This is a genomic window from Acidimicrobiia bacterium, assembly GCA_018057765.1.
Classification (GTDB): Bacteria; Actinomycetota; Acidimicrobiia; order IMCC26256; family JAGPDB01; genus JAGPDB01.
This window is the reverse complement of the sequence record JAGPDB010000017.1, coordinates 12,142-33,172: the sequence shown is the minus strand read 5'-3', so window position 1 is coordinate 33,172 and position 21,031 is coordinate 12,142. Positions and strand designations below refer to the sequence as shown.

Genomic DNA, 21,031 nt, shown 5'->3' with positions numbered 1-21,031 from the left:
GTTCTTGTCGTTAGACCGTTCTGTTTTCTTCGGGCTTTATATTTAAAGTATCCAAAAAATTTATTTGACTATTTATAAAGTTTGCTTCTAATTCTTGCCATTTTTTAAGAAATCTATTTTTTGTCGTTGGAGCAATTTCAAGACGATCTTGTAAAACGCGTTTACGATGTGAGATTAGATTTTTGCTGTCTTCTGGAGATGCATATTCTATGAATGCGAGATGTGCAACAAAAGCTCGATCGTCTGATGCGTTTTTTAAGTATGATGCACTTAATTTTTCGCTGAATGCTTCTCTTCCTAATTGTGTGATTGTATATACTTTACGTTTTTTACGCTCTGACAATTTTGTTTTTGTATTTGGTGATACTTCTGGTGTGACTATCTCTACTGAAACAAAACCTTGGAGATTAAGTTTTGCCAATTTTGGATATAGACTTCCAAATGAAATCAAGCCCGACAATCCAAGTAATCTTTGTAATCTCAGACGTATTTCGTAACCATGCAAAGATTCATCCATTAATAGTCCGAGTATGGCAAGAGATAACATAGCGGACAACTATATCGCATCGATACATCTAATACGCATTATTGCGAGGTTTATTTTTAAGATGTGTAACTCTGGTATATCTTATCTAAATATACGATACTTTATCGGAGAAAAGCGGCAATTACTACAGCAGCGGATATTAAATTGGTAGGTCTGGTGGTCTAGTCTCATTATTCCCAGAAGAACCATACGTATTTTCTATTTATGTGCCTAATTGAAGTTGTTGAGTGTGAGTCAAAGCTTCATGGTCGTTATAAATAGCTATCTTTAAGATACTAGAAGCAGCATCAGCGACATTAGAGCTATCACTTGCTGGAACTCTCAGTCCATCTAATATTTTATCGACTTGACCATCTGTTAATACAGCACCATTATCGATTAGAAATGAAACAATTTCAAAAGCACTCCCACCACCTGTACCATAACCCTCAATAAGTATTTCATCAATTAGATCATCATCAATTGTCTCCACTGATTCTGAAGGAGGGCTAGGTTCTGCCTGGTGTGTTGGTCTATCAGTCGCCTGTTCGACGCTACCAGCTAGAACTTCCACTGCTTTCATCCAAGGTTCTACTCGAACTTGTAAAGAGGGATCTAATTGTCTTGAGTGAAATAAAAGACCTGCATTCACAATAGAGTAAGTAGCAATAGCTATATCGTCAGGCAAAGCGTCAGCGTTAAAAGACGGCCTACAAGCTACTATCAATTCATCTAATTGGTTACTTGTAAATAGTTCACCATCTCTTAGTAGGGATAATACGTCTTGAAATGATCCAGTTGTGAACCCTTGTGTGAGTATATTATCGATCTGGCTATCTTGAATTTTTGGCATTTCAATCTCCTTTTAATGCAGTTATTGCGCGATTAAACCGTTTCTGTACATTCTACACTAATGCTTATATAGTGCGCAAATATCTGATTGCGATATTCTAGACATTGTTAATTTCGCTCCTAGAGCATACAATAGAGAGATGCAAGCCCCTATAAATCCAAAAAAAAATGATGGGGAATACCCCCACGTTGACTATGCGTTAGCGCGACGACGGATATTGCGAGATTTTCGACGTGGGATTTTAACTACATTAGATGTTTGCGATGCTCACCCTGAATTAATAAGGGTAGCCACTAATCACCCATCGCCAACCGATAGGGATTGCCCAATATGTGCGGATAAAGATACGCAGAACTATTTGGTGGAAGTTAGCTATTTATACGGCACAAAACTTGGTAAGGGAAGCGGTAGACCAGTAACAGAATACAATCAACTTGAAATTGCAGATAAAGCAGGAAAATCTTTCCAACGCTACCTTGTAGAAGTATGTATATCGTGTAAATGGAACTTCTTAGTTAGACGTGAAGATCATAACTAAATTCCACCAAAATCTTGTTGCGTACGCAGGTATTCTATGCGGGCAACCATTAGTAAAGATTCTAAGTGCGGATTATCAATAATTGCTACTGGAATCTCTTCTTCAATTCTCTCCAGTATATCAATAACTATTTCTCTTGAATCTAGATGACTATAACCCATTCTTAATATTAAATCGAAGTCCTCAATTTTGTATGCAATCGGATCATTTAAAATGTCGTGAAAATAAACCATCACCTCTATTGCTTGTTCATGCTCCATGCAATCTTCTAGATAATGTATAAACCCATTGTGTTGGTGTGGGTGCTCAAATGTATCTTTTATGTAAGTAGTAAAGTTTTCTCTCACAGTATTTCTCGCATACATCATATTTAAATGCCTGTTTTTAAATTCGTTGTGGTCTTGATTATAAAACAGATACATTGGGTTTCTGATTTGATCTATATATGCTTTATGGTGTAAATAGTTTTCGAAGATCTGATCAATCAAAATATTGATCTCTTTTATATCATGTTCACTTCTATTTAAATCTTCTTCAAACTTAAGTAAAACACATAGGGCGTATGTGCCGCCTTTAAATTCCCAAATTTTAGTATCGGGATCGCTTAGTATTCGAGCTATATTCAGAAGAGTGGAATATTCTTTATCTTGAAAGATTCCATCAAAATATCGGTAAAGCTCATCAGGTTCAGCCGATGTATATACAGGTGTAGTATATATATCAAATCCATTTGAGCGCATACATGACTTTAGCATTTAGGCTATATATATAACAAAACCAATATCTCTATTGTTTATGGTCTTTCAAACTAGACTCTGGTTATGGTTTCAAAACAAAAATCACCATCGGGACTGTTCAAAGAACTATCTAACCGTAAGGCGCTAAATGGCGATGTACCTATAGTTGTATTGACAGCATATGATGCTCCAACAACCAGATTTGCGCATGATGCTGACATAATTTTAGTGGGCGATAGTGCAGCAATGGTTGTAATGGGTTATGAATCAACCATGTCAATTACACATAACGAAATGTTGATGTTGGTAAAATCTGTTTCTCGCACCAACGAAAAAAGTGATAATAAAAAACCAATAATTGCAGATATGGTGTGGGGCAGCTATCACGTATCTATTGAGAAAACTATTGAGTCAGCAATTGAACTAATACATGCTGGTGCTCACGCAGTAAAAGTTGAAGGTGGTAAAAAACGCGTTGAAGTAATTAAAGCTTTGGTTAATGCAGAAATTCCTGTAGTTGGTCATATTGGTTTAACCCCACAAAGTATTTTATCTCTTGGAAAATATAGTGTTTGCGGTAAAGATTTTAATGATGCTCAATCTGTTTTGGCCGATGCACATAGTGTTGTTGACGCTGGTGTTTCAATGTTGGTTGTTGAATGTGTACCCGATGGTCTAAGTCGAACAATCACAGAAGAGCTAAATGTTCCGGTAATAGGTATTGGAGCAGGTCGCCACGTTGATGGCCAAGTTTTGGTGATACATGATCTATTAGGTATCAAAGATGGTTCTAAGGATCCGACAAAATTCGTCCGAGAGTACGCCCAAGTTGAGAATATTGCAAAAGATGCAGTTACCAACTTTATGCAAGATGTTAAAAGCGGAGCATTTCCTACAAGCAAAGAGACCTATCATATGTCTGATGATTTAGACAAATATCTAAAATCGGCAAAAGCTGGGCTAGTTCAAGAAATATCTAAGCAAGATTCAACCCTTAGTGAATAGGTTCAACCTCTCGCTTAAATAAAATAAATTAAAAGCCAAATTAACTTGCGAATTTTACTTCGTAGTATTAATATTTAGATTATCTAAGTATTAGAAATGTGAAGTATTTTATGGGTATCAAAAAGCAAACGCTGAATAATGAGCTTGAAGATGAAATTGTAACAACAATTTTTAAATTTATGGCTCTAATTCGGGGTAAGAAAACTGACTCGTCAGCCAGCGAACTAACTTTGGCACAATTGCATTGTGTTATTGCTATTAACGACACTTCACCTTCAATGGCAGAAATTGCGAATGAACTTGAATTATCGATGCCAACAATAACGGTAACAATAGACAAGCTTGTAAAGCTAAATTATGTAGTGCGAAAGACTGATCCGAGCGATAGGCGTGTTGTAAGAGTTACACTTACAACGCAAGGCAAAAAAATAACACAAAAAATGCGAGATCAAAAAGCTGAAATTATTAAGAGTGCAATTTCAAAATTGTCAGTTTCAGATCGTAAAAAGACTCGCGAAGTAATGGTTTCATTGCTTGGCGCTTTAGAGGAAAAATAGAAATATGAATGAACATTTAAACAGTAGAACTAAGTCAATCTTATTGGTGCTTGTGTTAAGTTTGGCGCTTGCAATTATTGTTCTAGACACAACATTGCTCAATGTTTCACTTGGCGCAATTATTAAAGATTTTGATACAAATATTCAAAGTATTCAATGGGTTATCACAGCTTATGCCTTAACACTTACAGCGTTTACAATTCTTGGAGGACGCCTCGGAGATATTTTTGGTCGTCGCAAAATGTTCGTACTAGGCGCGATTATTTTTGCAATAGGATCATTCATAACATCAATTTCACAAAATATTCCGACAATGATTATTGGCGAATCGATAATAGAAGGTCTTGGTGCTGCACTAATGATGCCGGCAACATTGTCAATTTTGATCACGAGTTTTCACGGGCGCTCGCGAGCTATGGCTATGGGTATGTGGGGTGGGGTTGCGGGTGCTGCATCTGCACTTGGACCAGTATTAGGTGGGTATCTAACAACTCACCATTCATGGAGATGGGGGTTTCGAATCAACCTTGTTGTTGCTCTAATTCTTGTATGTTCATCAGTGATAATTAAAGAAAGCAAAGACCAAAGAATCAAACATAATTTAGACTGGGTAGGAATAGCCCTATCGTCATTAGGACTATTATCTTTTGTGTATGGAACTATTGAAGCATCGACTTATGGTTGGTTCACGAGAACACGCGAGGTACGTCTTGGTTCGACTTTAATAGAAATGCCATTTGGACTTTCTTTTGTCCCTTACACAATGTTATTGGGTGTAATTTTACTAAGTGTATTTGTGTGGTGGGAGGTGCGTCTAGAAAAAATCGAAGGACGTACTCCATTAGTCTCAATAAAACTGTTTGAAAATAAAGTCTTTAGTTCTGGAATTACAGTAATGGCGATTTTTGCACTTGGTCAATCAGGTCTAATCTTTGCACTTCCTGTATTTTTTCAGTCAGTTCGAGGATTCACCGCCTTAAAAACTGGAATCGCCTTGATTCCTATGTCGCTAATGATTTTATTTATCGCGCCACTAGGTGGGTACCTCTCGAGCAAAATTCGTCCTCGTCTTTTAACTCAAATAGGAATGGTTATCCAATTTATTGGATTATTGATCTTGCGAGACACATTTTCGGTCACCGCAAAATCTGACGATTTTGTCATTGCCTTATTAGTTATTGGTTTAGGGATGGGATTTGTATTTTCGCAAATAACAAACCTCACGCTTTCTACTATTAAACCAAAAGAAGCTGGTGAGGCTGCGGGTGTTAACAGTACAATGCGCCAATTAGGTGCAACTTTTGGTTCAGCAGCAATAGGTTCTATCTTACTAACAGTATTATCTTCTAGTGTGACATCAGGTATTTTAAATAGTTCAAAAATACCAAAGGCTTTAAAACCACAAATCGTTTTGGCTGCAAAACAACAAGCTTCAGGTATTGAGTTTGGTGGGATAAAGAATCTTGGTGCTAAAATCCCAAAATCCGTTGCAAATGAAATCATAAATGTTACACATCAAGCTACTGTTAGCGGAAATAAGGCTGCGATATTAGCTAGCGCAATTGTGTGTATTTTTGGCTTCGGTGTTTCTTTCATATTGCCCAATATGAAGAAAATAACAGACTCAGAGCCTATGCATGAGAAAGAAAAAGAAATAGCCTAACTACTGTTTTGTACCAATTTTCTAGTTGTGTTAATGTGGCTCTATATTAATAGTATTCACTTAGGGTGAATGGGGGAGTTCTTTGATGATTAAAGGTAATGTTGTTGTAGGTACTTTTGGCGAAAAAAGTAGTCCCAAAATTGATCCTAACGGTCGGTCATTCAGACTTAGACTTAGACCAGGCGCGTCAGTAGTTACACAACTGCACCGAGTTAGCATTGTTAGATTAAATATAACTCAAGATGAAAGAAAACAAATTGCTAATTGGTTAATTGCCCTAGATCTATTAAGTGGACAATTATATAAAGGAAAGTTCGGGTTAGATAAAGAATTACACCCCATATTCCTTGAATATTTAGAAGATCTTGATAATCGAAATGATCCAGCATTGGAACGTAAAACTAAGGATACTTATTTGAATCTAGCTAAAGAAATTGTTGATATATATAGGGAACAGCACCCTGACAAGCCAATTTCACCCATCGTGCGCTTAGGTGGAGTATCTAAACTAGTTAGGCTATTAAAATCAAGTCAAGAAATCGCAGATTTCTTAGTACAACACCCAGAAATTGAGGGTCCTACTTCTTTATTGGATCTCGATGACAGAATGAAACTACTTGTTGGCCTTGAGGTTGTTGATAGATGCGTTGAACGAATACTATTCTTTGAAGGGTTGGCAGAGTATCAGCTTGGACTGGGTGTTGGAGATGATTGCCAATCTAGGCCACATACCCCTGCACCACCCACCTTGCACATAGTTTAATATTAATTCTGAAGATAGATCATACATAAGCGTTTTGTTGTTATTTGTCTTTATTGTCGGTTTATATTAGAATGGAATATAGCATTTCTCTTAATTCAAGGATGAAAATTTAAATGACTGATACACCAGGACAAAATAGGCCAGTAGCTAGTTTGGCTGATGCACGAGAAGCTAGAAAAATTGCGGAACAATACGCTGTAAATCTAGTAACTTTTAGGCATGCTATAATTAACCCCAATCCTGATGTTTCGGACGAATGGATTCAAGACATGAACTCAATTGAGGCTGCAGATGCTGAAGCAGTCAAAGTTTGGTTACAAAGATTTATACAACTCTCAAATAAGTATCTTAAAAATGACAGTAAAACTAGGTTCAGGGAATTATTGTCTCGCTATAAACTACCAGAAGGGCACAACGGAGATTTATGGTATTCATATATAAGAGGATTGATTGATGATCCAAATGAAAACTATTCAACATATTTCGAATTAAGCCCAGATCAACTTAATAAAATCTTAGATAGATATGAGGATAATGAGGCTATAGAAACCCTTTATGCTAAAAGTGCAGTTATAAGTGCATTACTAACAGGTCAAAAAAAATCAAAAGTAGAATTAATTGCATTCCAAAATTTGCCAGTAGCTATGCAATTAGGAGTTGTTCGAGGACTATTCGATATATATTTAAATATAGAGATAAAAAAACTTACAAAGGATAGAGAGGAATTGCCAAAAATTGGACCAGGCTTGAGTGGTCTAGATGGTATTGAAACTGCAACTGCTATACCGGGTGGCAGTGATCTTGGAGCCAAAGACAATTTCCCTGGGCTTAGGCTTGTTCTACCACCACAATAGCTTCAACTAGCGTTATATAAGCAGTTCCGCCTAGAATAACCTATCCACAAACCTGTTCGTTTACCATAATTTATAACATTCGTTTTAAATTGAGTATTCGAGCTCGATACTTTCAGATAAAGTACGATCCATAGGAGAAAAATGAGACCATACGAAGTAATGGTGATTTTCGAAGGCGAACAAGAAGAAGCCAACGTTAAAACATCAACAAAAGAACTTACTGATTTAGTTGCCGGTTCTGGTGCAACAATCGGAAATGTAGATCACTGGGGAAAACGCAAATTTGCCTATCCTATCAATAAAAAAAATGAAGGATACTACGTAGTTTTTCAAACTATGGCAGAACCCGAAATCATGGCAGAACTTGGACGTCAATTAACATTGGCAACTAACGTCGTGCGTCATATAGTCCTACGAATTCCGCAAGAAGTATTTGTTTCATAGTTTTTGACAGTGTGTAAGTACTTTTGTGCTTGTCACACCCACCTGCTAAACATATAGATAACAAATATAAACACACGAAAGGTAGTCAAAATGGCAAACTCAAACTCAATAACAATTGTAGGAAACATAACTTCTGACCCGGAATTACGATTCACACCATCAGGTGCAGCAAACACAAAATTCGGTGTTGCTGTAAACCGTAAATGGAAAGATCGTAGCGACCAATGGCAAGAACAAGTAAGTTTTTTTAACGTCGTACTTTGGCAAGAACAAGCAGAAAATGCAAGCACTTCTTTAACTAAAGGTGCTCGCGTTATCGTTACTGGCCGTTTAGAACAACGTTCATACGAAGATAAAGAAGGTGTAAAGAAATCAGTAGTAGAAATTATTGCTGACGAAGTTGGTCCATCATTGCGATGGGCTTCAGCAAGCGTTGCTAAGAATGAAAGAAAAGAAGGTGCCTACCAAGGTGGCGGACAACAAGATTCATCGCCTCAGGCACAAGCACAAGTAACCGTACCAAATTATGACGAATTCGGTGACGAACCGTTCTAAAGAAATTAATAGTTAGGGTCTGCATCTCGGCGAGCTTTGCTTGCAAGGTCTGACCCTCCCTAGTAAATACTGGGATATATATAGGAGAAAAATGGGAAACCAAAATAAAAGAAGAGCACCAGAAAACGACGCTCGTAAATTCCGTAAGAAAAGTTCAATTCTGAACCAAGAAGGCATTACTTACATTGATTATAAAGATGTTAACTTGCTTCGCAAATTCATGTCAGAGCGCGCAAAAATTCGCCAACGTCTAGTTACAGGTAATTCTCAAAAACAACAACGTGAAGTCGCAAAAGCTATTCGTATTGCAAGAGAAATGGCATTATTGCCGTTTACTGTTCGCCAAGTTACATCAAAAACTAAAAAACGTCGCGACGGTGACGATGAAGGCGAATTAAGACTTGAAGGCGACGATGGTCCAAAAATTAAAAAATATGGCGACCGACCTGATCGTGGTGCTCGAGGAGACAAAAATTCTTCAAGTTCAGAACGTGCTCCAAAGAAAATTGAAGCAACCCCTGATACTAAAGAAGCTCCTAGCGAAGTAACGCAAGAAATAGCTAGTGAAGCACCAGTTCCTGTAGCTGTAGGTGCAAGTACTGAAGCAATAACTGAGGAGGCATAAAAATGAAAGTTATTTTACGTAAAGACGTAAAAGGCCGTGGCCGCACTGGAGATATCGTAGAAGTCGCACATGGCTATGCCAGAAACTTCTTAATACCTCAAGGAATAGCAACACTTGCAACAGATGGCGCTTTAGATCAAGCAAAATCAATGCAGCGTGCTCGTGCACACCGTCTAGAGAAAGAAAAAATTGGGGCGCAAGCAACAGCAGATATACTAAATATTGCAAAAGTAGAGATCAAAGCCAATTCTGGCGAAGAGGGAAAGCTTTTTGGCTCTGTGACAACAGCAGATGTTGCTAAAGCAATCACTGAAGCAACAAGTATAGAGATTGATCGACGAGACTTAACTCTTGATGCTCAAATTCGTTCACTCGGAACATATATTGCAACAGTTGACTTACACCCAGAAGTGAAAGCAACCATAAATATAGAAGTAGTTTCTGTATAAATTATGTTTAATAGTGTAGATCTCTGTAGCCTAAGTAATTAGTTATGGATTTCTACGCTCAAACAATGGTCGAATTAATCGCCGCACTTGGTGGGGCAATGGTGTTCGGGAATCTTTTAGCAGTGATTAAACGAAAACGCGATAAAAAGATTGCACAAGAGTCTTTGAAGACAAACCCTCGGGCAACAAAACAAACGACATCTACTTTGGTAAAAAACCAGGTATCGCAAGGAAAAGCAACACTTGCAATAGCTCCACTATATCGCTCAATAATATATATAGTTATTGGTCTTTTTGTTCTTTCTTGGGCAGTCGTAACACTGGTCGTTTCTTAATTTTATCAAAACCTAAATCAAAAGCACCAGAAACCTTATGAACGATTTTCTCACTAGGATCATAGTAATCAATTAAAGCTTTTGTTTTAATATCAAACTTAACAGCGATCATACGAATACAATATGCGAAAATAATCGCACACCATGCACATAAATCGAATTCTAATTTAAGCAGCCGCGACATTATTAAATATAAACCTACGCTAAAAAAAGATGCAACTCCAAACATCCTGCCTGGAATTAAATTTTTGCGTTTTCTGCCCATTACAATATCGCGCAGAAGTCGACCTCCAACACCATTAATAAACCCAACAATGATTGCAGAAAAAATGCTTAAACCCAAACCTATAGATTTTTGTGTTCCATAAACCGAATTAATACCAATACCCAAGGCTTCCACGTTAATAATCAACAAACCAATAGGACGTGTTTTTAAAACGCTGCGTGCTAAAAATACAACAATAATTGCAACTAGCAAAACAGCGCTATAACGCCAATTAGTGATAGCCGATGGTTTTTTATCCAAAAAGATAGAGTCACGAATGATACCTCCACCAGCACCTGAAATTATGGTGATAATTGCAACACCAACAGGATCGTAGCCTTTTTTTAGTGCAATCAGTGAGCCAGTAATAGCAAACAAAAAAACAGCAATTAAATCATATAGTATAGGGAGAGCAAAATTATCAGTGATAGGAAATAGTATATCGACCTTTAGTCAATAATTGGTACTAATAATTGGTATATATGAAATATTCACTAAATGCGTTTAAGATATAGAAATGTTAGATGAACAAAAAGTAAAACAGATATGGGAAACCAAAATAAAAGAAACTTTTGAAGAATATATTAGAACCCCGAATGTTTCCCCAGCATTTAATCATAATTGGAAACGAGATGGCCATATGCAAAAAGTTGTTGAACTATACGAAACGTGGGCAAAAAAAAATACTCCAGAAAATGCAACAGTCTTTATACAAAATATTGAAGAAAAAACACCACTTCTTGTTATAAATATTCCAGCGCGTGAGGTAAATAATTCTGATACTATCTTGCTTTATGGACATCTAGATAAACAGCCTGAAATGGTGGGTTGGAATGATGGAATCGATCCATGGTCACCAACATATCAGGGGGATCGTCTCTATGGTAGAGGCTCAGCAGATGATGGTTACGCAATGTTTAGTGCCGTTTTAGCTATTAATGATATAGAAGAACAAAAGCTTGCGCATCCTCGTTATCTGATAATAATTGAAGCATCCGAAGAAAGCGGTTCACCTGATCTGCCTTTTCATCTAGAACAACTGTCATCAAATTTATTGTCTCATTCATGTAAAGAATTAGAAGAAGTATCAATGGTGATATGTTTAGATTCAGGTGCGCTCACCTATGAACATTTATGGATCACAAATTCATTGCGCGGATTGATAGAAATACATTTAACAATTAGAATCTTAAAACAAGGTACGCATTCAGGAGGTGCTGGTGGAATAGTGCCGTCAACTACTCATGTATTAAGAGCATTATTGGATCGGATTGCAAAATCGCCTTCGGGAGAAATACTTCTAGAAGAACTAAATGTTGAAATTCCAAAAAATATTATTGAAGCTGCAGAAAACGTTGCATTAATTTTAGGAGAAAATAATCCACATGGTTTACCATTTGCAGAAAACGTTGAACCTTTAGATAAGAAAGTTTCAGATCAACTAATTGCTAATACGTACAAACCGGCATTAGAAATAATTGCAATTGAAGGAATACCTAAAATTGAAAATGCAGGAAATGTATTATTGCCAGAAGTTAAAGTCGGTCTAAGTTTTAGGTTGCCACCAGGTGTGAAGCCAGAGATTGCAATAGCTGCTATTGCAGAAGAACTTAATAGAGATACACCCTACAATGCTCAGATATCATTAAAAATCGAATCATTAGCTAGTGGTTGGGCAGCTCCAATTCAAAAAGAATGGCTTACTAAAGCTTTAAATGAAACATCAATGAAACATTTTGGAAAACCTGCACAATACATGGGCGAAGGTGGAACAATACCATTCATGTTTATGCTTGGTGAAAAATATCGTGATGCTCAATTTATGGTTACTGGATTATTAGGTCCAGAATCAAATGCACATGGACCAAATGAATTTCTACATTTGCCAACATTTTTTAAATTGACAGCATGTGTAGCAGACGTACTAAGTTCCTATCAGTAACTCTTTTAGTTCTTCCAATAGGACTAATTAAACATTTCTGCGAATGGTACAATGCTATTATGAATAATTCGTACTGTTTTACAAAGGACACACTTACAAGAAAGCCTACAAAAAGCGGTGATTTAGACGGCCTATTATTTGCAGCTAAGGACCTGATCTCCATAAAGAATCACATTAGTTCTTTTGGTAGCCGAAGATGGAGAGAAACACACCAAGCTGCGGATCATGATTCGTCTATCTTGACTAATTTACTAAATGCAGGTGCAGAGTTATTCGGAATAACCAAAATGGACCAGTTAGCTTATTCAATAATTGGAAATATAGGAGAAGACGAAGCGCCGATAAATATAAATTACCCTAAAAGATTTTGCGGGGGATCTTCATCTGGTAGTGCATCCGCAGTTGCAAGTGGCATCGTTGATTTTGCTATAGGATCAGATACGGGAGGAAGTATCCGTGTGCCTGCAGCAGCATGTGGAATATATGGGCTTCGGACAAGCTTTGATTGCCTCCCGACTGATGGGGTCATTGAGTTAGCTAAAAGTGCAGATGTTTTGGGGTTCTTTGCGAATAAACCCGAAATCTTAAGCAGGCTAATGTCGATTTTTACAGTTGGCAATAGTAAAAGTACTATTTTTAAACGGCTACTACTTCCTCAGAATATACATAATTTAACAAGTTTTGGGGTAGAAGCAATAGGAAATTATGCCCATGTTATTGCAAAGAATAAAGATTTGATTATCGAAACATTCGATGAAAGTAAATTCGTATCTAATAAAGTCAGAGAATTGTTTGCACGTACACAAAGTAGGGAAATATGGCGAGCTCATGGTATATGGGCAAAAGAGAATTTGTCTTATCTAGCAAAAGAAGTACAAGATAGATTTGCAATATGTGAAGAATTATCAATGGATTCTCAAGAGATAATTGAAAGTGATTTGCAAGATAAAGATGATTACAATAAAAAACTCAAAGAATTTATTGGATACGATGGAGTAATGTGCCTACCTATACTCGGAATAGAAGGACCAAATAGGAGTATGACTGATGAAGAATTACTTAATTTTCGTTCAAAAACATTTATTCTCGCTGCTCCCTCTAGTTTGTCTGGCTTGCCTCAGATCTCTGCACCGGTACCAGAATTTAGTACAAATATTGGCCTAATAGGACCTAAAGGTAGTGACTTAGCTTTGGTTGATCTCGTCTCAAATGAGACTTCATAGGAGATCTATATACTGGAATTCAGTGGTTTATATACTTAATTGGAATAGCTTTTATAAATATTTGTTATAAACTAATATAACAAATATTTATAAGTAGGGAAGTATGTCAAATAAGGTATTAGAAAAAACATTAAAAAATGTGGACAAAGAAGATATGAACCCTGGATGGGCAAGTGGTCAATCTACTGCCGTTGGCTCTATGTCAATTCAAGATCAGGCTTTCAACAATTCAGGTACTACAGCAATTTCTGGCTCAGGAACTATGACAGTCGGTGGATCAGCTAGAGCGGCAATGGTTCTATTTGCAATAATCGTTGCGACTGGAACATGGGCATGGGTTTCAATACCTGAAGATAAATTTACCTTAGCCTTGTTTGGTGGAATATTCGTTGGATTAGCATTTGGTTTAATAACCACATTTAAACCAAAATATGCTCGTGTCACAGCACCATTGTATGCAGTTGCTGAAGGCGTAGCCCTTGGCGCAATTTCAAAAGTTTTCGAATATGCATATAACGGCATAGTTGTTCAAGCAATATTGGCAACGGGTTCAATAGTGTTTGTTATGTATACGCTCTATGCAACTGGAGTAATTAAAGTAACTCAAAAATTTCGTAAAATCGTTATTGGTGCAACTATGGGTGTATTCGTATTTTATATGTTGAACCTAGTTTTAGGACTTGTAGGGGTGGACTTACCATTAATCGGTGATACTGGTCTTTTGGGTATTGTGTTTTCCTTGGTTGTGATTGTAATTGCAGCTTCGAACTTGGCTTTGGATTTTGATTTTATTGAACGTGGAGCACAAGCTGGTTTGCCTAAATATATGAACTGGGCTGCTGGATATGGACTCGCAGTTACTGTAGTTTGGATCTATTTAGAGGTACTTCGTTTGCTATCTAAAATCCGCAACTAGTTAGAGCATTTTTTGCTATAAATTATTGAAATACATATGTATAGATTTTCAAACTAAATAAGTTTATTAGACCAAAGTTTACTAGCTAGTGTTGAAAGGCCTAATAGTATTAGTCCTACAAAAACAAAGGTTCCTTCGTAGCTCACTTCTACTTTATTGCCTCTTAATGATCCTATTGTTTTCTTATATGCGTCTTTGAGCGAATCCGCACCACTTGCTTTGTAATACTCGCCACCTGTAGCTTGCGCTATAGACTTCATGTCGTCTTGAGACTCTTGAGCTATTGTGCCAAAAGACGTCTTACCTCCAACCTTTGGAATCATGGCTATTGTGTATATTGCAGAATTTGAATCCTTTGCGTACTCTTTAGCATCAGAAAGTGCCAAGCCATCTGTTGTGTCACCATCGGTTAATAAGACTATCGTACTTGTCTTTTTAGCTCCTGCATTTTTAACACTTAAATCTGTAGTTTTGCCTGAAGCCAATAAAACATTCTCTGCAAGTTCAACTGCTTGTATCGAAGCATCGCCTACAGCAGTTCCACCCTCATAGTCGGCCCTATCAATTACTTTCAACACTTCGTCTTTATCTCGTGTTGCTCTAATTGCTATATTTACTTCTGAGCTAAATGTAATTACGCTCATTAAAGGTTCACCAGAGATTGTACCCACAAAATCCTTGATGGAATTTTTTGCTGCTTGTAATCTCGTTGGCTTAATATCAGATTCTTGCATAGAGTTACTAACATCTAGAACAATAACTATATGGTTTTGCTTTAATGTTGCTTCCCGTTTTATTTTAGGTCCACTAACACCTATGATTAAAACTAATATTCCAACAATGAAAGAAATAGTTGGGATGATTTTCTTTAATTGTGTCTGTCTGCTACCTGAAACAATTGAATCAAAAATATCAGCATTTGCGTATTTAATAGCAACTTGGCGATTTCTAAGTCGCATTAATAAAAAGACAACAATTAATACTATGGGGATTATTATTAGCCACAAGTATATTGGATCTGTAAATTTCATTATTTCCCCATTTGGTTTAGTTGCTTGTAGAAAGCAAAAGCACGCACAAAATCTTTTTCAAAATCATCGTGTGTATCGGTCTCTATATGTGTGATATTAGAACTATTTAAAGAATCTATTAGTTTGCTATTTTTTATTTCGCAGATCTCTTTATATTTATTCCTAATTTTTATAGAAGATGTATCAACAGAAGTAACTCTACCTGTATCTGGATTTATAAAGTCAACTATTCCTGCATTAACTAGTTCTAAATCTCTTTTGTCGCTATTTTGAATTAGGACAACATGGTGTTTCGTATTTAAATACTGCAATAAACTTAATTCCTCTTTTAGCTGGCTAGGTTTAGAGATACTCATTGGTGAGATAACAATAATTGTACTTCTCCTAACCGCAAGTGCGCCTATCTTTTTTAGCAATGTAGATAAGTCGGACTGTGAATCATCTTTAGTTCTATCTCTGGCATCGAATGACTGGTATTGTTCAAGCATCCTATAAACCAGATTAGAGTTTGATTCTGGTTTAAAGATAACGCTACCATCTTTATCTCCCAAAATAAAGCCAACTCTATTTCCTTGAGATTTAAGGATGATCATTGCAGATAGCAATGCCGAATATAAACCAAGTTCACATTTTTTTATTCGACCAGTTCCATAATGTGTTGAAGGAGCTAAATTCAAAACTATCCAGGAAGTCATTTCTTTTTCTGCTTCTTGGTCACGAACATAAAGTTCTTGTGTTCTTGCTGTAATTGTCCAATCAATTCTTCGAACATCATCACCAGGGAAATATTTTCTTGCTTCACTAGGCTCCATACCGGAGCCAGGCATTATATTTTTATAGATACCGTGTGCTAGCCCATCTAATTTTTTCCTTATAGTTAAATCAATATACGAAATAATTTGTCGCGGATTCTCTCCCGCGAAAAGTGGATTCGCATGATTACACTTAGGCATTAGAAACCTTTTTATGCCTGTGGGTTTACAGGTGGTGCTACAGGAGCGGCTGGTACTGTAGGTGTAGCAACAGGTGGAGCTACTGGAGGAGCAGAGATAGTGTGCGAAACGTTAGGAATGCTAGATAGGTCAAACTGTGACATTGCTGGCATCGGTACACTCTCTACTACTTGTTCAACAAAAGCATCAACATGATATCCAGATGCTATTGCTTCATATGAAAGCAATACTCTGTGACGTAGAACATCTGGTGCTAATTCTTTAATATCTTCTGGCAATACATAATTCCTACCATTTGAAACAGCACGTGCACGCGCACACTTAACAAGTGCTAGTGAGGCACGTGGGCTAACGCCAACATGTAATAAAGAAGCGAATCGACCTTGGCGAGTCTGTGAAATAAGTGCCACTATGTATTCAACAATTATATGATCTACATATATAGTATTTGTTTGTTTTTGTAATTCAATAATATCCTCTAGAGTAAAGATCTGATTTACCGTCGGAACACTAATACTCATTCTACGAATTATTTCAGATTCCTCTGCAGGATTTGGATAATCCAAAACAAGTTTTGTCATGAACCTATCTCTTTGTGCTTCAGGCAATGGGTAAACACCCTCAGATTCAATAGGGTTCTGAGTAGCAATTACAGAGAAAGGTGAAGGCATCTCAAATCGACTTTTGTGAATGGTAATTTGGCCTTCAGCCATAACTTCTAACATTGCCGATTGAACTTTTGCAGGTGCACGGTTTATCTCGTCTGCTAAAACAAGGTTTGCCACAATAGGTCCAAGTTCAACATCAAATGCTTCTGAAGATTGATGGTAAATACGTGTACCAACAATATCTGAAGGGAGTAAATCTGGCGTGAACTGAATACGCTTAAATGTTCCACCGATACATTTTGCTAAAGTCTCAACAGTTAAAGTTTTGGCTAGACCAGGAGAGCTCTCGACGATGCAATGTCCTCCGGCTAATAAAACTATCACTAGTTTTCTTACAAAATCATCTTGTCCTACTATGACTTTTTTAATTTCGAAAACAAGATTCTCAATTTTTTCTGCTGCTGTAGTTGTATCCATAGTATAATATCGTAGTCTAGTATCGATACTTTAGATTCTTTATTAAGGTTTCGATATCTAAAGACGAAAACCAAGGCAAATTATGAAAATATATAAAGTAGCATTTCTTCTTATCATTATTTTAGGTATTTCGGGATGTGGAAAAATAAGTAGTAATGAAACTGTTAGTGACGCAAAAATTAAATCAATTGAAAAATATCGAAATAATGCTAATAATACTTGTGCAAAAGCAGCATTTTCAACAGCTCTAAGTGAACTTACAAATGATCAATTTAAGCTACTAAATGATTCACTAACAAAGCAAAAAGCACCAAAAGAACTAGAATTAGTTCATAATCAGTTGATTAAAGAGCTCAAAGGTGCAGATAATAAATCTATTATAGCTATTGTTAGCAAATATGCAGAGAAATTACATCTAGACAAATGTTTGCGTTCAAGCAAAGTGAATATTCCTGAAGCTCCTCAAAATCCAAGTCCTTCAACTCCGCCTCCATCTAGTGGAAGCGGTGGCGGAGGCGGAGGTGGAAATAAAGGTTCTATTCCACCTGGCGGCGGGATCGATGACGATTCGCCAACATTAATAAACGGATTCACTGTGACAAAAGACAGAGATGTTTGGAGAAGCTATTTTAAGAGAATCAATTCATCGTGTACATCATTAAGAATGGCTAAAGAAGCACTAATTCAAGATTTGACAACTATTAGTGGTGGTGCAATTGTGAATGGCTCTTCTCTTTCTGTTCTTTATAGTGATGCATATGATATGACTAACACTTTGGAAACATTGCAATTTGATATAGATTCTGATTATGGTCAATCTCCTCCCGATACTTTTGAATCCAGTAAGAGTAATGCTATTTCAGAAATCAAAAAAATCAAAAAAATCATTGATGCATCTATATTAACAATAGAATCTGAATCAAATAAACCTTCACCTGATTCTACAAAAATGATTGTATCTGCAAATAAAGCACTTGCGGAGCTTCAAACATTACAACCGGTTTTAGCAACCTTAGGTTTGACTGGCTGTCCATAATTTTATAGTTTTCTCATAAATATAATTAAAATCAAAAATGATGGTATATAACTTCTCTATATGTCTAGAATGTAGTCATGACTGGAAAATTAGCCCCCGTATGGTTTCATGTAACAGATCTAGAGGTAATAAAAGGCGAAGGGGTATTTGTTTATACGCCTAATGGTGATAAATATTTAGATTGTACATCTGGAATTGCTGTAACATCAACGGGGCATTGCCATCCGCATGTGGTTAAAGCTATACAAAAACAAGCAGGTGAATTTATTCATTCTCAAGTGAATTGTTATTCCCATAATTTGTTACAACCACTTGCTGATGAGTTGGAAAAAATAACTCCCAAGGGTATCGATACCTTTTTTTATGCTAATTCTGGGGCAGAGGCAACTGAGGCTGCAGTTAAATTAGCCAAACAATCTACTGGAAAACCAAATATTATTGTTTTTAATGGTTCGTTTCATGGGCGCACTCATATGACTATGGCAATGACTACTTCCAAGACAGGTTATAGGGCTGGTTATTCACCATTACCAAGTGGAATATATGTAACTCCGTTTCCGAAATCTGTTGGAAGCAAGAAAGAACGCGAAGACGAGATTGATGCCTGTCTAGATCAGCTTAAATATATCTTGCTGTCACAAAGCGCTCCTAGCGAAACAGCAGCGATAATCATGGAGCCCGAGCAAGGTGAAGGTGGTTACATTCCGGCGCCTGCTAGGTTTATGCAAGGTGTATCTAACATTGCTAAAGAAAATAATATACTCTTTGTTGCAGATGAAGTTCAATCAGGTTTTGGGCGTACTGGAGAATTTTTTGCAATGGATCACTACGACGTGATACCTGATATTTTAATTATGGCAAAGGGAATAGCAAGTGGATTTCCTTTTTCTGCAATTGGCGCAAGTGAAGAGCTGATGAAAAAATGGCCTACTGGTTCACACGGTGGTACCTATGGTGGAAATCCTATTGGCTGTGCCGCTGCCTTGGCCACAATTGAAGTCATGAACACAGAAGGGTTTATGCAAAATGTACGTGATCGTGGTGTGCAGTTAAGAAATGGGCTATCTACTCTGGCCGAGAAATATTCGATTATTGATGATGTTCGCGGCTTTGGATTAATGGTAGCTGCTGAGTTTAATGACCCGAATGGTAAACCTGATAATGTAAGATGTTCTGATGTTATAAATCATTGTATGCAAGAATCTAAGGTTTTAATGATGAATGCTGGAGTATACGGAAACATTATTAGATTCATGCCTCCTTTGATTATTAACGAAGATGAGATCAATACGGTAATAAAAGCCGTAACTAAGGCATTAGAAGCAACAAGCTAATAAATATAATATTAGTTAATAACATTAACCTAATACTCCTTTGATTTTACCACAGTGGATAATTGTGAGAAAATATACAACACTATGGTCGAATCAAAAACTATTCCTCAATATAAATCAATTTTATTCTATAAGTTTGTAAATCTTAAAGATCCTGAAATGGCTGTTCTGTGGCAAAAAGAATTGTGTAACCGACTTGGTCTTAAAGGTCGCATAATATTGAGTCCTCACGGTATTAATGGAACTTTAAATGGTGATATATATAATTTAAAAAGATATAAATCACAAATGAATGCAAGTGGATTATTCAGAGGTATACATTACAAGTGGTCAGAAAGTGACGGTGGTGAATACCCGAAGCTTAGTGTCAAGGCTCGTGATGAACTTGTAAGTTTCAAAGCGCCAGACAAAATAGAAATTGATGATGAACTTGGTGTTGTTGGTGGAGGAGAAAAACTACGACCAAAAGAATTACATGAATTTATTGAAAACAATAAAGAAGATGTTTTGTTTTTTGATGGTAGAAATCTCTATGAAAGCGAAGTTGGTAAATTTAAAGATGCTGTTGTCCCTATTGTAAATACCTCTCGAGAATTTATCGATGAAATACAAGATCCTAAATATAATGCAATCAAAGATAAAAAGATTATTACTTACTGTACCGGCGGTATAAGGTGTGAAATTTTGACTGTCTTAATGAAAAATCGTGGATTCAATAATGTATACCAATTAGATGGTGGCATCGTAACTTATGGAAAAGAGTTTGGTGATGACGGACTTTGGGAAGGGAAATGTTATGTCTTTGATGGTCGAATACTCCAACCTTTCTCCGAAAATGCAGAATTAATAAGCAAATGTAGAGAATGTGGGGTTCCAACAGATAGATACTCACATTGTTCAAACGAACCGTGCGGAGCTCAAATGATTATATGTCAAGAATGCGAAGATAAAGATGTTGAGCATTATTGTGTTGCTTGTGGGCCAAAATTCTCCGCTAAATCATTGAGTATTTAGATATTAAAACCAATAGATGTTAGAAGTAGCTACCACAAGCCAGATTTCTATACGTTTTTTGGATATACTAATAGGTCTCGGAGAGCTGCCGCGAGTTGTTAGAGTGCCGTATTCGGCCTTTTAGCAATTCGTTAAAGTAATCTGAAATGGAGAGCTGCCGCGAGTTGTTAGAGTGCCGTATTCGGCCTTTTAGCAATTCGTTAAAGTAATCTGAAATGGAGAGCTGCCAGAGCGGCCGAATGGGCTTGCCTGCTAAGCAAGTGTCTGTAGCAATATGGACCGAGGGTTCAAATCCCTCGCTCTCCGCCATTTTTCGTAATTATTGCTA

Annotated in this window: 24 protein-coding genes and 1 tRNA gene; 18 read left to right on the top strand and 7 right to left on the bottom strand. The window is 36.8% G+C overall.

The features are described from left to right. Window positions 1-10: 10 nt before the first annotated feature. Window positions 11-547, bottom strand: coding sequence for a helix-turn-helix transcriptional regulator (locus tag KBF89_06545; protein MBP9115986.1), 537 nt, complete (start codon window positions 545-547; stop codon window positions 11-13). A gap of 202 nt (window positions 548-749) precedes the next feature. Continuing rightward, on the bottom strand, window positions 750-1,379 hold the full coding sequence (locus KBF89_06540; GenBank protein ID MBP9115985.1) for a hypothetical protein: 630 nt from the start codon (window positions 1,377-1,379) through the stop codon (window positions 750-752). A gap of 139 nt (window positions 1,380-1,518) precedes the next feature. Here KBF89_06540 and KBF89_06535 point away from each other — a divergent pair, with 139 nt between their 5' ends. After that, entirely contained in the window at window positions 1,519-1,917 is a 399-nt protein-coding gene (locus tag KBF89_06535) for a DUF5318 family protein (protein MBP9115984.1), read from the top strand. Here the strand turns inward: KBF89_06535 and KBF89_06530 are convergent. Further along, window positions 1,914-2,657: a hypothetical protein gene (locus KBF89_06530; protein MBP9115983.1), complete on the bottom strand. Its 744-nt coding sequence runs from the start codon at window positions 2,655-2,657 to the stop codon at window positions 1,914-1,916. The two genes, KBF89_06535 and KBF89_06530, sit on opposite strands and share 4 nt — an antisense overlap. 81 nt (window positions 2,658-2,738) lie before the next feature. Between KBF89_06530 and panB the strand changes: the two genes are divergently transcribed. From panB to KBF89_06480, 10 genes are all read left to right on the top strand, one after another. Then, window positions 2,739-3,659, top strand: a complete 921-nt coding sequence (panB, locus tag KBF89_06525) for a 3-methyl-2-oxobutanoate hydroxymethyltransferase (protein ID MBP9115982.1) — start codon at window positions 2,739-2,741, stop codon at window positions 3,657-3,659. 110 nt (window positions 3,660-3,769) lie between these two features. Next, window positions 3,770-4,216 carry a MarR family transcriptional regulator gene (locus KBF89_06520; protein MBP9115981.1) on the top strand — a complete coding sequence of 149 codons (447 nt, stop codon included), beginning with the start codon at window positions 3,770-3,772 and terminating at the stop codon, window positions 4,214-4,216. Between the two features lie 4 nt (window positions 4,217-4,220). After that, window positions 4,221-5,879 (top strand): MFS transporter, encoded by a 1,659-nt coding sequence (locus tag KBF89_06515; GenBank protein ID MBP9115980.1) that lies wholly within the window; start codon window positions 4,221-4,223, stop codon window positions 5,877-5,879. An 85-nt stretch (window positions 5,880-5,964) separates the two neighbouring features. Continuing rightward, window positions 5,965-6,642, top strand: coding sequence for a hypothetical protein (locus tag KBF89_06510; GenBank protein MBP9115979.1), 678 nt, complete (start codon window positions 5,965-5,967; stop codon window positions 6,640-6,642). A 113-nt stretch (window positions 6,643-6,755) separates the two neighbouring features. Further along, window positions 6,756-7,496: a hypothetical protein gene (locus KBF89_06505; GenBank protein ID MBP9115978.1), complete on the top strand. Its 741-nt coding sequence runs from the start codon at window positions 6,756-6,758 to the stop codon at window positions 7,494-7,496. Between the two features lie 141 nt (window positions 7,497-7,637). Next, window positions 7,638-7,940, top strand: coding sequence for a 30S ribosomal protein S6 (rpsF, locus tag KBF89_06500; GenBank protein MBP9115977.1), 303 nt, complete (start codon window positions 7,638-7,640; stop codon window positions 7,938-7,940). A gap of 90 nt (window positions 7,941-8,030) precedes the next feature. After that, complete coding sequence (gene ssb / locus KBF89_06495) at window positions 8,031-8,495, top strand: single-stranded DNA-binding protein (GenBank protein MBP9115976.1); 465 nt, start codon at window positions 8,031-8,033, stop codon at window positions 8,493-8,495. A 91-nt stretch (window positions 8,496-8,586) separates the two neighbouring features. Beyond that, window positions 8,587-9,120, top strand: a complete 534-nt coding sequence (locus KBF89_06490) for a 30S ribosomal protein S18 (protein MBP9115975.1) — start codon at window positions 8,587-8,589, stop codon at window positions 9,118-9,120. Window positions 9,121-9,122: 2 nt separating this feature from the next. After that, window positions 9,123-9,569 (top strand): 50S ribosomal protein L9, encoded by a 447-nt coding sequence (rplI, locus tag KBF89_06485; protein ID MBP9115974.1) that lies wholly within the window; start codon window positions 9,123-9,125, stop codon window positions 9,567-9,569. Window positions 9,570-9,634: 65 nt separating this feature from the next. Next, window positions 9,635-9,904 (top strand): hypothetical protein, encoded by a 270-nt coding sequence (locus KBF89_06480; GenBank protein MBP9115973.1) that lies wholly within the window; start codon window positions 9,635-9,637, stop codon window positions 9,902-9,904. Here the strand turns inward: KBF89_06480 and KBF89_06475 are convergent. Further along, window positions 9,852-10,547, bottom strand: coding sequence for a TRIC cation channel family protein (locus tag KBF89_06475; protein ID MBP9115972.1), 696 nt, complete (start codon window positions 10,545-10,547; stop codon window positions 9,852-9,854). The two genes, KBF89_06480 and KBF89_06475, sit on opposite strands and share 53 nt — an antisense overlap. Window positions 10,548-10,686: 139 nt before the next feature. On the opposite strand from KBF89_06475, the gene KBF89_06470 reads away from it, so the two are divergent. From KBF89_06470 to KBF89_06460, 3 genes are all read left to right on the top strand, one after another. Then, window positions 10,687-12,111: a M20/M25/M40 family metallo-hydrolase gene (locus KBF89_06470; protein MBP9115971.1), complete on the top strand. Its 1,425-nt coding sequence runs from the start codon at window positions 10,687-10,689 to the stop codon at window positions 12,109-12,111. Window positions 12,112-12,170: 59 nt separating this feature from the next. Continuing rightward, entirely contained in the window at window positions 12,171-13,334 is a 1,164-nt protein-coding gene (locus KBF89_06465; GenBank protein ID MBP9115970.1) for a hypothetical protein, read from the top strand. Between the two features lie 103 nt (window positions 13,335-13,437). Further along, window positions 13,438-14,250, top strand: a complete 813-nt coding sequence (locus KBF89_06460) for a Bax inhibitor-1/YccA family protein (protein MBP9115969.1) — start codon at window positions 13,438-13,440, stop codon at window positions 14,248-14,250. Between the two features lie 53 nt (window positions 14,251-14,303). Here KBF89_06460 and KBF89_06455 read toward each other — a convergent pair whose 3' ends face one another. From KBF89_06455 to KBF89_06445, 3 genes are read right to left on the bottom strand one after another with little or no spacing between them, the layout of a single operon-like run. Next, entirely contained in the window at window positions 14,304-15,281 is a 978-nt protein-coding gene (locus tag KBF89_06455) for a VWA domain-containing protein (protein ID MBP9115968.1), read from the bottom strand. Next, the gene (locus KBF89_06450) at window positions 15,281-16,234 is read right to left on the bottom strand and encodes a DUF58 domain-containing protein (protein MBP9115967.1); all 954 of its coding nucleotides are present in this window, start codon (window positions 16,232-16,234) and stop codon (window positions 15,281-15,283) included. The genes KBF89_06455 and KBF89_06450 overlap by 1 nt, the downstream gene beginning before the upstream one ends. Before the next feature lie 11 nt (window positions 16,235-16,245). After that, window positions 16,246-17,319: a MoxR family ATPase gene (locus KBF89_06445; GenBank protein MBP9115966.1), complete on the bottom strand. Its 1,074-nt coding sequence runs from the start codon at window positions 17,317-17,319 to the stop codon at window positions 16,246-16,248. 82 nt (window positions 17,320-17,401) lie between these two features. On the opposite strand from KBF89_06445, the gene KBF89_06440 reads away from it, so the two are divergent. The 4 genes from KBF89_06440 to KBF89_06425 all read left to right on the top strand — a co-directional run bounded on the left by KBF89_06440 (window position 17,402) and on the right by KBF89_06425 (window position 21,012). Next, complete coding sequence (locus KBF89_06440; protein MBP9115965.1) at window positions 17,402-18,355, top strand: hypothetical protein; 954 nt, start codon at window positions 17,402-17,404, stop codon at window positions 18,353-18,355. A gap of 77 nt (window positions 18,356-18,432) precedes the next feature. Next, window positions 18,433-19,689 (top strand): aminotransferase class III-fold pyridoxal phosphate-dependent enzyme, encoded by a 1,257-nt coding sequence (locus KBF89_06435; protein MBP9115964.1) that lies wholly within the window; start codon window positions 18,433-18,435, stop codon window positions 19,687-19,689. A 102-nt stretch (window positions 19,690-19,791) separates the two neighbouring features. Beyond that, window positions 19,792-20,703, top strand: a complete 912-nt coding sequence (locus KBF89_06430; protein MBP9115963.1) for a rhodanese-related sulfurtransferase — start codon at window positions 19,792-19,794, stop codon at window positions 20,701-20,703. A 217-nt stretch (window positions 20,704-20,920) separates the two neighbouring features. Further along, a tRNA-Ser gene (locus KBF89_06425) sits at window positions 20,921-21,012 on the top strand. Window positions 21,013-21,031: the final 19 nt, after the last annotated feature.